At 46.1% G+C, this 14,541-nt stretch carries 17 protein-coding genes; 1 reads left to right on the top strand and 16 read right to left on the bottom strand.

Annotated features, from left to right (window positions below):
• The 14 genes from GY843_RS20800 to rpoE all read right to left on the bottom strand — a co-directional run.
• The coding region (locus GY843_RS20800; RefSeq protein ID WP_297312596.1) for an amidohydrolase at positions 1–774 on the bottom strand (774 nt) is incomplete at its 3' end.
• Positions 775–797: 23 nt separating this feature from the next.
• The gene (locus GY843_RS20795; RefSeq protein ID WP_297312595.1) at positions 798–1,526 is read right to left on the bottom strand and encodes an SDR family oxidoreductase; all 729 of its coding nucleotides are present in this window, start codon (positions 1,524–1,526) and stop codon (positions 798–800) included.
• Between the two features lie 18 nt (positions 1,527–1,544).
• Complete coding sequence (gene acpS, locus GY843_RS20790) at positions 1,545–1,919, bottom strand: holo-ACP synthase (protein WP_297312594.1); 375 nt, start codon at positions 1,917–1,919, stop codon at positions 1,545–1,547.
• Entirely contained in the window at positions 1,916–2,686 is a 771-nt protein-coding gene (pdxJ, locus tag GY843_RS20785) for a pyridoxine 5'-phosphate synthase (RefSeq protein WP_297312597.1), read from the bottom strand. The genes acpS and pdxJ overlap by 4 nt, the downstream gene beginning before the upstream one ends.
• A gap of 14 nt (positions 2,687–2,700) precedes the next feature.
• Positions 2,701–3,390: a DNA repair protein RecO gene (recO, locus tag GY843_RS20780; RefSeq protein ID WP_297312593.1), complete on the bottom strand. Its 690-nt coding sequence runs from the start codon at positions 3,388–3,390 to the stop codon at positions 2,701–2,703.
• Positions 3,391–3,399: 9 nt separating this feature from the next.
• The gene (gene era, locus GY843_RS20775) at positions 3,400–4,341 is read right to left on the bottom strand and encodes a GTPase Era (protein WP_297312592.1); all 942 of its coding nucleotides are present in this window, start codon (positions 4,339–4,341) and stop codon (positions 3,400–3,402) included.
• Between the two features lie 3 nt (positions 4,342–4,344).
• Positions 4,345–5,025 (bottom strand): ribonuclease III, encoded by a 681-nt coding sequence (rnc, locus tag GY843_RS20770; protein ID WP_297312591.1) that lies wholly within the window; start codon positions 5,023–5,025, stop codon positions 4,345–4,347.
• A complete protein-coding gene (locus GY843_RS20765) occupies positions 5,022–5,399 on the bottom strand; it encodes a DUF4845 domain-containing protein (RefSeq protein ID WP_297312590.1) in 378 nt (125 codons plus the stop codon). Before GY843_RS20765 ends, rnc begins: the two co-directional genes overlap by 4 nt.
• Positions 5,400–5,410: 11 nt before the next feature.
• Positions 5,411–6,223 (bottom strand): signal peptidase I, encoded by an 813-nt coding sequence (gene lepB, locus GY843_RS20760; RefSeq protein ID WP_297312589.1) that lies wholly within the window; start codon positions 6,221–6,223, stop codon positions 5,411–5,413.
• A 23-nt stretch (positions 6,224–6,246) separates the two neighbouring features.
• Positions 6,247–8,046 (bottom strand): translation elongation factor 4, encoded by a 1,800-nt coding sequence (lepA, locus tag GY843_RS20755; RefSeq protein ID WP_297312588.1) that lies wholly within the window; start codon positions 8,044–8,046, stop codon positions 6,247–6,249.
• 126 nt (positions 8,047–8,172) lie between these two features.
• Positions 8,173–9,582 carry a DegQ family serine endoprotease gene (locus tag GY843_RS20750; protein ID WP_297312587.1) on the bottom strand — a complete coding sequence of 470 codons (1,410 nt, stop codon included), beginning with the start codon at positions 9,580–9,582 and terminating at the stop codon, positions 8,173–8,175.
• Between the two features lie 27 nt (positions 9,583–9,609).
• A complete protein-coding gene (locus tag GY843_RS20745; protein WP_297312586.1) occupies positions 9,610–10,044 on the bottom strand; it encodes a SoxR reducing system RseC family protein in 435 nt (144 codons plus the stop codon).
• Positions 10,041–10,868 (bottom strand): MucB/RseB C-terminal domain-containing protein, encoded by an 828-nt coding sequence (locus GY843_RS20740; RefSeq protein ID WP_297312585.1) that lies wholly within the window; start codon positions 10,866–10,868, stop codon positions 10,041–10,043. Before GY843_RS20740 ends, GY843_RS20745 begins: the two co-directional genes overlap by 4 nt.
• A 33-nt stretch (positions 10,869–10,901) precedes the next feature.
• On the bottom strand, positions 10,902–11,483 hold the full coding sequence (gene rpoE, locus GY843_RS20735) for an RNA polymerase sigma factor RpoE (RefSeq protein ID WP_297312584.1): 582 nt from the start codon (positions 11,481–11,483) through the stop codon (positions 10,902–10,904).
• Positions 11,484–11,773: 290 nt separating this feature from the next.
• On the opposite strand from rpoE, the gene nadB reads away from it, so the two are divergent.
• A complete protein-coding gene (gene nadB, locus GY843_RS20730) occupies positions 11,774–13,369 on the top strand; it encodes an L-aspartate oxidase (protein WP_297312583.1) in 1,596 nt (531 codons plus the stop codon).
• Here nadB and GY843_RS21100 read toward each other — a convergent pair.
• Positions 13,366–13,761 (bottom strand): protein YgfX, encoded by a 396-nt coding sequence (locus GY843_RS21100; RefSeq protein ID WP_367183884.1) that lies wholly within the window; start codon positions 13,759–13,761, stop codon positions 13,366–13,368. The two genes, nadB and GY843_RS21100, sit on opposite strands and share 4 nt — an antisense overlap.
• Before the next feature lie 46 nt (positions 13,762–13,807).
• Complete coding sequence (locus GY843_RS20720) at positions 13,808–14,062, bottom strand: succinate dehydrogenase assembly factor 2 (RefSeq protein ID WP_297312581.1); 255 nt, start codon at positions 14,060–14,062, stop codon at positions 13,808–13,810.
• Positions 14,063–14,541 lie beyond the last annotated feature (479 nt).

The raw sequence follows: 14,541 nt of genomic DNA, 5'->3' as shown, positions 1-14,541 counted from the left end.
CTCATTCAAGTAGCGCTGCCAAATTTCCGCATAACTATAGGAAAGTTCGCTGACGGGAAAATTACTCGCCAACATAACCCTGGTCAGTCCAAACTGACGAATTGCAAAGCTTATAAAGGGCTTTACCTGATCTGCATTCCAGTTCCGATCTACCATCTCCCAACCCGAACATTTGATACTGCATTCAGGCAGATGCGCTAAACGAGTTATTGAGTCTATCCACTCGTCAGACAAGTTTTGCGGAAAGCCGCAATGATTAATAACTACTTTAAGCTTCGGTATCTCTTGAACAACTTCAGCCAGAAGCTTTACTGAAGGAAGATCATCCAATATTAACTGAGCTTCAAAAACCAGTCCGTTATCTGCCAACAGCCTTAGATTTCTCTGAAAGGTTTCCTTAGATAGCAGATCAACGGCCTGTTCATCAAGAATGTGTCTAACCCCTACAACAGATTTAAAAGGCTTTAACTGTGCCAACCTTTCAATAAATTGCGGAGAAGTAAGATCAGCGGATGCTATGGATCTAAAAGGTAGTGAGCAATGTTCTTCTAGCCAAGCAATCTCACGGTGTGGTTGCTCATTATCGAAACCCGCTTCAATGTGCACAAAGCCAGCTAACTGATGAGAGGGGGATAGAATCAGATCTGACTCAAAATAATTCTGACGGATTTTCTCTTTATCAGGCCAGTAAGGAGCATTGCCCTCGTTTAGCCAGAAATAATTGCCCTGCTCCAATGCAAATAGATGCAGATGCGGATCGACAACTTTAACCATTTTCCGCCTATTTGAAATCCTTATTATTGAGCAGTGTAGCCCCCATCAATCACCTGCAAGCTACCCGTAATAAAACGGGCTTCATCACTGGCAAGAAAAGCAACCAGCGCAGCAACCTCTTCCGGTTGGCCGATACGACCGATAGGTTGCAGAGCAGCTTCTTCTGCGTGCACAGCTTCTTTATCAGCACCGCTGCGCTCACAGTACCTGTTGATGGCCTGATGGTATAGAGGTGTTTCTATTGTCCCTGGACAAACAGCGTTAGCCCGAATTCCATACTGAGCGTAATCCAACGCAGTTGTTTTTGCCATAGAAGCAAGCGCAGACTTGCTCAGGTTATAGGCGAAGGAGTTGGTTTTACCGACCAAAGACTGATCCGATCCGATCAGAATAACAGCCCCTGAGTTTTGTGTTCTCATAATCGGCAGTATCGATTTCAACAGATAGAAGGCACCTTTTACATTGATACCCATCAGCCGTTCGAAATCGGCTTCAGAAGTACTTTCTAGATTTGCAGAAAGGTGAATACCTGCGTTCGAAACCACGCAATCGATACGACCAGCGGTGTTCTTAACCTGTTCAATTGCAGCAGAGACCTGAGCCGATTGAGAAACATCACAACAGATAAACTCGCCCTGATCCGATGACTGCAGATCCAGATTAAATACTCGGTAACCATCAGTGGCAAAGCGCTCGACAACCGCCTGACCAATCCCTGCAGATCCGCCTGTTACCACACATACTTTCTGCATAATCCGTATCCTTAACCCTTACCCTTCGGCTATGGCAAACGCTACAACGTATTCTTTTTCATCACTGTAGCTGAGCTGGAAGTTTGTGATTCCCAGTTCGTTCGCTCTCAGTTGTGCACCATCGGATAGTTCAATAAGCGGTTTACCCAGTTCATCTTTGCTTATCTGAATATGCTGCCAACTTACACCACGCCCGATACCGGTACCGAGCGCTTTAACTATCGCCTCTTTGGCAGCAAAACGCTTAGCCAGATATGTAGCCTGATTACGTACCTGTGAATAATGTTCCAATTCCTCGGGCGTCAGAATTCTATCAGGCAGTTTAGGGGTACGAATTAATGAATCCGCCACCCTACTGATCTGAATAATATCTGTCCCGATTCCCAGAATCATCGCTTTAAAGCATCCCTTAATGGCTGAATGCGTGACTGGGTCTGCAACATCTGCTGCTTCATCTCAGATACAGCTTCTTTAAGCCCTACGAACAACGCACGGGCGATAATGCCATGACCAATATTCAACTCATTCAGTTCCGGGATCTCTGCGATCTGCTCAACATTATGATAGTTCAGACCGTGTCCAGCATTGACGATTAAACCTTTCTGGTATGCGTAAGCTGCTGCTTCACGAATACGCTTCAGTTCTGCTGCCTGCTCTTCCGCGTTTTCTGCATCCGCATAAGCGCCAGTGTGCAGTTCAATCACTGGAGCACCACAACGAACAGTGGCGTCTATCTGGCTTGGCTCGGGATCAATAAACAGAGATACCTCAATACCCGCTGAAGCAAGTCTGTCACAGGCATCTTTAATGCGCGCTTCCTGACCGACAATATCCAGTCCACCTTCTGTTGTCAGCTCTTCACGCTTTTCTGGAACCAGGCAACAATGAGCCGGTTTAACATCCTGAGCGATAGCGATCATCTCTTCAGTCACCGCCATCTCAAAGTTCATACGGGTCTGCAGCGTCTCTTTCAGAAGATAAACATCGCGATCCTGAATATGACGGCGGTCCTCACGCAGATGAATGGTAATACCATCAGCACCCGCTTCTTCAGCCAATGCTGCAGCCTGAACAGTATCCGGGTAGCGCGTGCCACGTGCCTGGCGCACAGTCGCAATATGGTCGATATTTACGCCCAGTAGCAGGCGAGATGGTTCAATCACTTTTCAGCTCCTTACATCTTCTGAAACAGCTCACGGCTTCGCAGTGGCTTATGTCCCAGAGCATGGTCGATCATCAGACGCATCAACCTTTTGGCAGCACGTCTAACCTGAATATCTTCATAATTGTCACCGGCAATCATCTCTAACTGCCAGCCATAAAAACAGTGAGCTTTCTGCTCTGTATTAACAGTTGAAAGCGAGCTAAACCCCTGTTCTGGATTTAGCATATAGATCTGTTCCGATTCTTTATTCTGCAGATCTGGTAGCGCGCCCAACTCGCGTAGCAATCTATGTTCGAATGTTCTTAGCGCGCCTTCAATATCATTACCTGATACTAATTCATTTAGCACATATTGATAATAAACATAGAGTTGAGGATGTGGATCAAACGGTTGCAGCAACCGTTCAAGAAGCTCATTTACATAAAGGCCGCATAACAATGAGTCACCTTTAAGAAACATCATGGCAGCTACGGGCTCAGCCTGAGTCAGGCTTTTAAGCTCACTGCGCCCTCTCCAGGCAATCTGGACAGGCACAAAAGGTTGCACCGAGGCACGCAGCTTAGAGTTGGGCCTCCGCGCGCCTTTTACGACAACGGGAACCTTGCCATGCTCTAAGGTAAAGAAATCGACCAGCAGACTGGTATCTCTGTAAGGGCGGGAGTGCAGCACATAGGCTGCCTGCTGATCTACCGCTGACATAACTGGCGCTTATTCGTCGTTATAGCCCAAGCTACGCAGAGCACGTTCATCATCTGCCCAGCCACGGCGTACTTTTACCCATAGGTTAAGCATTACTTTGCTTTCAAACATGCGTTGCATATCAAGACGAGCATCACGTCCGATAGTTTTGATACGTTCGCCCTTGTCACCAATCACGATACGTTTCTGACCATCGCGCTCAACCAGAATCAGCGCACTCACATGAAGAATGCCTTTCTTATCGAACTTAAACTCTTCAATTTCAACGGTAGTACCGTAAGGGACTTCATCACCCAGATTACGCATCAGCTTTTCACGTACCATTTCTGCAGCGATAAAGCGTGAACTTTTATCCGTCAGTTGATCTTCTGGGAAGTGATGCATCCCTTTAGGCATATAGTTGGCTATTAACTCTTCCAACTGATCAACGTTATGCCCCTGTTTTGCAGACAATGGAATCATTTCCGCAAATTCCATACGCTCAGAATGGGACTGCATCTGAGGTAGCAGGCTGGCTTTATCTTTAAGTTGATCAACTTTGTTTACCGCCAGAATAACCGGGCAGCGAGCGTGTTTAACTTTATCCAGCACCATCTGGTCTTCTTCAGTCCAGGCAGTACGGTCAACAATAAACACGACAAGATCGACGTCACGCAAGGCGTCAGAAGCCGCTTTATTCATGTAACGATTCAGGGCTTTTTTACCATCATCTTTATGCAGACCCGGAGTATCTACATACACAATCTGTAGATCACCCTCAGTTTTGATACCCATAATCTGGTGACGGGTCGTTTGGGGCTTACGCGAAGTAATACTTAGCTTCTGACCCAGAATATGATTCATCAGGGTAGATTTACCCACATTAGGACGGCCAACAATAGCAACAAAACCACAACGTTGGTTTGGGTTATGATTCTGCGGTTCCAGCAGGTGCATCAAATCTTCAGCCATTGTTTATTTCTCCACCTGCAATGCAATTAAAGCGCTCTTCGCTGCTTCTTGTTCAGCCTGACGACGACTGCTACCTGTGCCCTTAGGCGCTTTATCTACACCTTGTACCTGACACTCAATGTAAAATGTCTGTGCGTGAGCCTCACCCTCTACTTTGATGAGATCATAGGTAGGCAACGGCAAACGACGCGACTGTAAAAATTCCTGTAATCGGGTTTTCGAATCTTTCAGGGATTCGTTCATATCCAGATTTTTCAGACGTTCATCAAACCAGGACAGGATATATGAACGAGCCGTTTCCATATCACTGTCCAGATAGATAGCTCCAATAATTGCTTCAACCGCATCAGCCAAAATTGAATCGCGGCGATAGCCACCACTTTTCAGCTCCCCACTACCCAAACGGAGGTAATCACCTAAACCTAACTCACGGGCGACTTCAGACAATGTTACACCCTTGACCATACGTGCACGAAGGCGGCTCAACTCCCCCTCTTTCGCAGAAGGAAAGCGAGCAAACAGATCATCAGCAATTACAAAGTTGAGAATCGAATCACCTAAGAACTCAAGGCGCTCGTTGTTTTTTTTGCCACAGCTACGGTGGGTCAGAGCCAGCTCGAACAGCGACTCATCCGAAAAATTATGCCCTATACGACGAGCAAGGTCTGAAACAGGTTTAATCAAGGGGCTATAGCTTCATATTGTTTTTCAAATTTAACCATCGCATCCACGTTATAGAACATCGGGATACGTACTTCATATTTCAGGTCCATGCGAATAATTCCCTTGTCCCGAGTAATTTTTAGAGAATCTTTTGACGGCAATTTAACCTGATTGATGCGGAACTTTTTCGTAATATCACGCTTCATTCCACTCGGACCTTTTGCTAACTCTTCCCGATCGTTCATCACTTCCGTCAATACTGAATCGATCGTCAAATTATCGGTATATGCTGGGTAAAGCTTGAACGCAACAGAGAAGAATATACCTGCTACGATCAGCACGATCAGAATAGAGAAAAAAGTTGCACCTTGCTGTTGCTTACGCGTCGATCTCATTGTTTCCTCCATTATTCAATCACGCGAACATCACTGAATGATGGCACACTAAAGAATGTTTGCCAGTGCATCCAGACTGCAAAAGCTTTTCCGACCAGAAGTTCATCTGAGACAAATCCCCAATAACGGCTATCGTTACTGTTATCACGATTATCACCAACGAAGAAGTAATGTCCTTCAGGTACGGTCCACTCCATATTCTGCGATGGACGCATAACATCTTTAAAGATCTGATGCTGAACGCCATCCAGATTTTCCAACATTAATAATCTTTCCGGGCGATTGGGTGGCAACTGAGCCAGTAACTGCTGGGACTGAGCTACCCCATTCACATACAGCGTTTTATTCTGATAGCGAATTACGTCACCCGGTAGGCCAACTACCCTTTTAATATAGTTAACGGCCGGCTGTTTAGGATACTTAAACACAGCAACATCACCACGCTGTGGATCATTCATAGCAACAATTTTGGTATTCAGAACTGGAAGGCGTAGACCGTAGTGAAATTTATTCACCAGAATAAAGTCACCAATCTTCAGTGTAGGCAGCATTGAACCCGATGGAATCTGAAACGGTTCAACCAGAAACGAGCGTAGTACCAACACGATCAACAATACTGGGAACATCGATTTCCCTGTATCAACCCAACCTGGCTCACGGTTCAACTCTACAAGAGCAGCTTCTGGCAACTCGCCTTGGGATTGAGCCTGAGCATCCTTGATACGCTGCTGTCGTGTAGGCGCTAATGCGACTCGGTCATACAACCAAACCAGTCCACAGACAAAGGTCAGAACAACCAGCACTAATGCAAAATCGAAATCCATTTAAACGGCCTTAATCCAAAAACTTAGTTATCTACTTTCAATACTGCAAGGAACGCATCCTGTGGGATCTCAACACTACCCACCTGCTTCATACGTTTCTTACCTTCTTTCTGCTTCTGTAGCAGTTTCTTCTTACGACTCACGTCACCACCGTAACATTTCGCTGTTACGTTCTTACGTAGGGCTTTAACAGTGGTACGGGCAATGATCTTACCGCCCAAAGCAGCCTGAATTGCCACATCAAACATCTGACGAGGAATAACTTCCTTCATTTTTTCACAGAGCTGACGGCCGCGGAACTGAGCATTATCACGATGTAAGATGACAGCTAATGCATCAACTTTGTCACCGTTAATCAGAATATCCATACGTACCAGCTTCGCCGGTTCGAACCGGATAAAATTATATTCCAGGGATGCATAACCACGGCTAACAGACTTCAAGCGGTCGAAGAAATCCAGAACAACTTCTGCCATCGGCAGCTCGTAGGTAATCTGTACCTGATTACCCACATAGTTCATCTGCTTCTGGATGCCGCGTTTATCAACACAGAGGCCGATAACTTGCCCAAGATAATCCTGTGGCACAAGAATGTTGGCCTCTACGATTGGCTCTCGCATTTCATTAATCGAACCTGGATCAGGCAGTTTTGATGGGCTGTCGATATGAATAACGTCGCCGTTATTCATTTCCAGCTCATAGATTACCGTAGGCGCTGTAGTGATCAGGTCCAGATTGTATTCACGCTCCAAACGTTCCTGAATGATCTCCATGTGCAGCATTCCCAAGAAGCCACAACGGAAACCGAACCCTAAGGCATCGGATGTTTCAGGTTCGAAAAACAGAGACGCATCATTCAGAGTTAACTTATCCAGTGCTTCACGGAAATCCTGATAGTCATCAGAGCTAGTTGGGAACAAGCCGGAATAAACCTGAGGCTGTACTTTCTGGAAGCCTGGCAGGCTTTCTACTTCTGGCGTCTTTTGGTGAGTTAGCGTATCACCTACCGGCGCGCCATGAATATCCTTTACGCCGGCAACAATGAAGCCTACTTCACCCGCGTGCAGCACACCGGTTTCGGTCTGTTTTGGTGTAAAGATACCAACAGAATCCACCTGATAATTCTGCCCGGTAGATTTAACCAGGATCTTATCTTTCTTACGTAGTGTGCCCTCAGTAACACGAACCAGAGAAACAACACCCAGATAGTTATCAAACCAGGAATCGATTATCAAAGCCTGTAGTGGAGCATCAACATCACCTTCTGGTGGTGGAATATCTTTTACCAACTGCTCCAAAACATCTTCTACACCCATCCCGCTTTTTGCAGAACAAGCGACAGCTTCATCCGCATCAATGCCGATGACCTCTTCAATCTCTACACGAACACGTTCAGGCTCTGCTTGAGGCAGATCCATCTTGTTCAAAATAGGGACAACTTCTAGTCCTTGTTCAATCGCAGTATAGCAGTTAGCTACAGACTGCGCTTCAACACCCTGTGCCGCATCTACAATGAGCAGCGCACCTTCACAGGCAGCCAGAGAGCGAGATACTTCATAGGAGAAATCCACATGCCCTGGAGTATCGATAAAGTTAAGTTGGTAAGTGTTACCATCTTTAGCTTCGTAATTCAGCGTTACACTCTGGGCTTTAATGGTGATACCACGTTCGCGCTCCAGATCCATGGAATCGAGAACCTGAGCTTCCATCTCTCGATCACTCAGACCACCACACATCTGGATGAAACGATCTGCCAGGGTCGATTTACCATGGTCAATATGGGCGATAATGGAAAAATTTCGGATGTGTTCGAGGTTGCTCACGTGCAGGATACCGTTTAAATGAAGCTCGCAGAAAGGGCGCAAGTTTACAGTATTTGCGGGGTTGGGGCTATGTATTTTAGATGCTCGAAAAAGGAGGCATATAGCCTCCTCTTTACCTTAAGATGTTTATTCAGTAATTCGTAACGGGATGAATAATGGACTGCCACGACGCACTATTCTCATCGGTACCGATTTCCCCGCAGGCAAAGCTGCTGAAACCTTTTCAAAGCTCGCAATACTGCTAACCTTCTGACCATTCAGCATAGTAATTACATCACCTACCATCAGACCAGCATCAGCACCCGCGCCCTGCATTACTTTTTTCACCACAACACCTGAGTTAACCTGCCATTTTTCCTTACGCTTAGCATCCAGCTCAGCCACCTCAATATCTAAGCGGTTACCATCGGATTTCTCAGGCTTCTTATGCTGTGTTTTGGCTAACTCGTCCTGGTTCGGCAGTGTACCAATCTCGACGCGCAATGTTTTCTTCTCGCCCGCACGCACAATCTCTACACGTGCTTTTTTACCCGGTTTAACTCGACCTACGTGATGAGGAAGATCGGATGAACGAATCACCTCCATACCTTCAAAACGAAGAATAACATCACCTTCCTGCAGACCGGACTTCTCTGCTGGGCTGTTCGGCAATACTTTTGCGACCAGAGCACCTGCTGGTTTTTCAAGGCCAAAAGATTCCGCTAAATCGCGGTTAACTTCTTGGATAATGACACCCAACCAGCCACGGGTTACATAGCCATGAGTTTTAAGCTGGTCCGCAACATCCATAGCTACATCGATAGGAATAGCAAAGGACAGGCCCATGAAGCCGCCTGAGCGGGTATAGATCTGGGAGTTGATACCGACAACCTCTCCCTCTAGGTTAAATAGAGGACCGCCAGAGTTACCCGGGTTAATAGCCACATCAGTCTGAATAAATGGAACATAAGTTTCATTTGCTAGAGCACGCTCTTTAGCGCTGACAATACCTGCCGTGACACTGTGATCGAAGCCAAAAGGGGAACCTATAGCAAGTACCCACTCACCCACTTCCAGCTCTTTCGATTTACCTAACTCTACCGTCGGTAGATCAGATGCATCTATTTTCAGCAAAGCCACATCAGATCGTTCGTCAGAGCCAATGACTTCCGCTTCTAATTCACGGCGATCCGCCAACCTAACCAGAACCTTATCTGCTTCAGCAATTACATGGTGGTTGGTTAACAGATAGCCATCTTCAGAGATGATAAAACCAGATCCTAAAGACTGAGGAGTTTTTCTACGCGGACGCTCCCCTTGCTCAAACTCAGGCATACGGAAGAAATGCCGAAAAATCTCAGGAATTTCCTCACCATTAGGCCCCATAAAAGGATGCATGCGGCCTTTGTCGCTCTGCGCTTTTTGCACAGTACTGATATTTACAACCGCTGGAGACGCTTCTTTAACCAACGATTTAAAATCAGGAAGGCCTGCAGCTGACAAAGGGGCTGCTACAAAGATAAAAAAAGCACAAATGAGTCGATTAAACTGTCTCATAACAACAAACACCTGTTTTCTATCTACTTAGAATACTTTTACTAATGTGGGTTGATACTTATAGGATCTGAATAGGGAACGGCTACCAAAACGGATAAAGAGCAGACCTATCGCCAGGAAGGAGAGAGAACTGAGAATAACGTACCCCTCACTCAAACCTAAGGCGTCCGCTCCTATCGCACCAACAAAAAGTGCTAGAAGTGGTATCAGATACATAAAAAGAGTCGCTTTAAGAAAAGCCCCTTCTTCAATGCCAACCAAAACTGAATCATCAGCATTTACGGCAAGATTGCGGGGATTATTCACCTTGAAAATGAACCTCTTCCCCTCTCCTGCCGAGGCTAGCAACTTCTGACCGCATCCGTTACGTGCAGCACAGCTGGCACAAGCACTCCTCTTCACTGTTTCAACCCAGACTTCACCGTTGCTTATTTCAACAACCGTACCATTCTCTTCTATCATTTTGGTTCGACAGATGCGGCAATTCGCTCAGCGATCATCAAAGGTACATCGCCAACCACAGTGACAAACTGATCACCAATTCGTTTCCCCACAGCAACCATATCTCCGGACTGAGCTACACCTTCTGGTACTGACTGACGGCCATAGTCCTCAATACAAACGGAGAAGGCATTACGTCCATTACTGAACACCTGCACTTCGGCATGAGCCATCACTTCCCTGCGCTGCCCTTCATAACCCTCTGGAAGCCAGGAAGTTTTCCAGCCGGACTGTTTACCGATCAGCATATGCTTGTGTTGCTCAATGTAACGTTCAAGCCCCTGCGAAAGACGAATAATTTCAGGTTCCTGGCCGCTTTCGTTCATTACTGAACGATTGCCAAATTGAGCACGTACAAAATCATTTGAAATAGGATTCGAAGGAAGCGTGTAATCAGGGCGAGTATCAGCAATCTGTTCAGTTTGAGGCTGATTAATATTCTGAGCCCCCAGAATCACCATAGCTGTCACAGATGCAGCTGCAGCCATGCTCGCAAGCGGTTTCCAGAACTGCTGCTTTGACTCATGCTCCTTGTCCGCTGCCTCTTCAGGCTGAAGCTCATACTCTGAATCGCCATCCAAAGCACTCATCACCGAGTCACTGATATCAACGGATGGTAATGCGACCTCCTCTTTACGAATCACAGAGCGGATCAAATGATATCGCTGCCATGCTTCCGCAAGTTCAGGCTCGTCCTCAATACGATCTAAAGTCCGACGTAATTCAAAGTCTGCAACTTCACCGTCCATCAAAGCTGAGACGGATTCTGTAGATCGTTCAGTCATAATCTAGTACCTCTAAATTGCATCATTCCCGCATCAACTTGCCAGAAGTGGTGAAATTTCTTTATCAATTGCTTCTCGAGCCCTGAAGATTCTGGAGCGGACCGTTCCTACCGGGCAGTCCATCACATCCGCAATATCTTCATAGCTCATACCCTCAAACTCACGCAAGGTAAGCGCAACCCGCAAATCTTCGGGCAGTTTACTCAAGGTAACCTTTATTACTTGCTCCAGCTCATCGCGATAAAGCTTATTCTCAGGTGTCTCTATATCTTTCAATTCATTATCACCTTCGAAATATTGAGCATCATCCACATCAACATCCATCGGTCTTCGACCTCTGGCTACCAGATGATTCTTGGCCGTGTTGATGGCGATTCGGTATAACCATGTATAAAACGCGCTGTCGCCACGAAACTTGGGTAATGCCCGGTAAGCCTTGATAAACGTTTCCTGGGCTACATCCAACGCTTCATGCTGGTCGTAAACATAACGTCCAATCAACGCAATTATTTTGTGTTGATACTTTTTCACCAACAGATCAAAAGCTCTCTTATCTCCCGCTTTTACGCGTTCAACAAGCTTCTTATCAACAGCTGTCTGGCTTTCATTCGACACTCGAAATTCCTTTAATACTTTCTATTCTTTTTCCGTCAGAAATACTCTGTTAAGAGTTTTATCATTCATTTAGTTAGAAGTTTAGATCACAGCAGTATCTCTTTTGCTTGAACAACATTTCAACCTCTTCAGGAGTGTCGGGACACTTCTATGAGCACATATTCCATCTGAAGTTCCCTCTGGCATAAAAAAAATGCTAAATTGCGCCTTTAGTCGAAGAAATATCATTCTGAGGTTGCTCTAATAAGCCGCTCACTACCTACTCTTCTGAAACAGGATACATCACCTCGATGACAACACATCACAAATACGATGCCTTAATAATAGGCAGTGGCGCAGCTGGTTTAAGTATGGCACTTCATCTCGCCCAAAGTGCACGTGTTGCTGTATTGAGTAAAAGAGAACTGACCAGCGGCTCAACCTGGCTGGCGCAAGGAGGGATAGCAGCGGTTCTGGATGATACAGATAGTACCCAGGCGCATATTGAAGACACCATGTCTGCAGGCGGGCACTTGAGCCATAAAGATGCCGTAGAATTCACCGTTGCCCATGGCCGGGAAAGCATCGAATGGCTGATAGACCAAGGCGTACCATTCACCCAGGAAAGTGACGACTACCATCTAACGAAAGAAGGTGGGCACTCCCATAGGCGAATTATTCATTCTGCAGATGCTACCGGAAAGGCGTTACAGAAGACGTTAATTGAACAAGCGCAATCCAACCCCAACATTGATCTCTTTGAACATCACATCGCCGTCGACCTGATTACAAGACGCAAACTTGGCTTAGCACACAACCGCTGTGTTGGTGCATATATTTTGAATGAGCAAACAGGCCATGTTGAAGTTTTCCAGGCCCCACACGTTGTACTCGCCACTGGCGGTGCCTCTAAGGCATATCTTTACACCAGTAATTCAGATGGAGCCACTGGGGACGGTATTGCCATGGCCTGGCGTGCGGGCTGCAGGGTTGGCAATATGGAATTTAATCAGTTCCACCCAACCTGCCTATATCACCCTCAGGCTAAATCCTTTCTGATTACAGAAGCGGTTAGGGGTGAAGGAGGAAAACTCATCCTCCCTAATGGCAAAGCCTTCATGCACAAGTTCGATAAACGAGGTGAGCTAGCATCTCGTGACATCGTCGCGAGAGCAATCGACCATGAGATGAAACGGCTTGGTTGTGACTGTGTATTTCTGGATATTACTCACAAACCTGCGGAATTTATCCAGTCACACTTTCCAACGATCTATATGCGCTGCCTAAAACTGGGCATAGATATAACTCAGGAACCCATACCTGTTGTACCCGCCGCACACTATACCTGCGGGGGCGTAGTCACAGATGAAAAAGGCCGCACCGATATTCCCGGCCTGTATGCAGTAGGTGAAACCTCATTCACGGGCCTTCATGGAGCAAATCGCTTAGCAAGCAACTCGCTTCTAGAGTGCTTAGTTTATGCTAAATCAGCATCTGATGATGTTGTAAAATCGCTGATGGAACCGCTGGATGAATCAATCATTCCGGCATGGGACGAATCTCAGGTCACGAACTCTGACGAAGACGTTATCATCTCTCATAACTGGGATGAGATCAGGCGCTTCATGTGGGATTACGTGGGTATAGTTAGAACAACAAAACGCTTACAACGCGCCAAACATCGTATTGACCTGTTACAACTTGAGATCAGCGAATACTACAGCAACTACAAGATCAGCAACGACCTATTGGAGCTTCGTAACCTTGCGGTAGTAGCAGATCTGATTATTCGCTCAGCAATGCTGCGCCAAGAGAGCCGCGGGCTTCATTATACTCTCGATCATCCAAGCGAGGGGCCAGAGGCTCTGGATACCATTCTGACGCCAATTAACTTTTCCTGGAATTAGTTACTGCTGCCCAAGTCATCTATTCTAATTTTGCCATGGAAGGCAAGCACTCTCAGCCGACGAAGCTCTATTTCACTGCAGCTGTCACGGAAGATAACAACAGGCAATGGAAAATAACGTTCCTCGACCTGAACCAATAGACACACCATAAGCGGTGTTACAACTCGCTGCTTTAATTCAGTGGCATACAAGAGTTGATCATTCTTTAACCTGATCTGCATAGATCTCTCTTCAGCACTCCAGGATAAAGCAGATACGGATTGCTGAGAGGATAATAAAACACTCTCGGAGAGGTAAAGAAAGAAGATAGCTGTAATGACAAGAATACAAATTAACTGAGTAAACCAGTCTAACGCCAGTATAGATACGGACAGTAAAGCGAGCAGATGCACTCCACAGTAGATAAACAGTAGAGTGCGGGAAGGTCTTATTTGGGTATTACTTAGGCTGAACACGCTCCAGTATTATTCTCACAATCCTTTGTAAGTCTGGATCTTGCGGCACTTCACGCTCCATCAACCACACAAACAGATCCTGATCTTCTTCAGCAAGCAGTTTCACAAAACGATCCTGATCAGCCTCATCCAGATCAGCAAACGCCTCTTCTACAAAAGGAACAAATAAAACATCGAGTTCCAGCATGCCACGACGGCTCTGCCACTTTAAGCGGCGAATATCATCTTCTGTATACATCTAGCTTCTTATCACCTGTAGGAATTCTGCTAACGGTTTTTACCACTTTCCAGAGTAATTAGAAAGGAAATATAACTAATAGACTGTTTGCTGCTTTTGATTACTAGGCTTTTGATGATTTAAGGATGCAGGGCCTAATTTTATTTTCGGTGTGAGGGCACGGTTCCAACAGTAAAACAGTACCTTGAGGCACTCCAGCGGAGTGATGGGATCTCTTAACCGTCTACTCTGTTCTATGAATTGGTATTACGAGAGATGACCTACAATACTCGGGAGTCCTGCCCTCACCCCTACGGGGCCAGCCTAAAGGCTGTTCAAATTTGTTCCAGACAAATTTGTCACATGGTTCCCCATGCCCGATTAGCTTCCCTGAGCACCAGACATAAAAAAAGGCCCATCCGTTAGGATGAGCCTTCTTTTAGGATTAAATGCTTGGCGATGACCTACTCTCACATGGGGAAGCCCCACACTACCATCGG

It is taken from the genome of Neptuniibacter sp. (assembly GCF_024231755.1).
Taxonomy (GTDB): domain Bacteria; phylum Pseudomonadota; class Gammaproteobacteria; order Pseudomonadales; family Balneatricaceae; genus Neptuniibacter.
The sequence above is the reverse complement of the archived record's forward strand: the minus strand, read 5'-3'. Positions and strand labels throughout refer to the sequence as shown.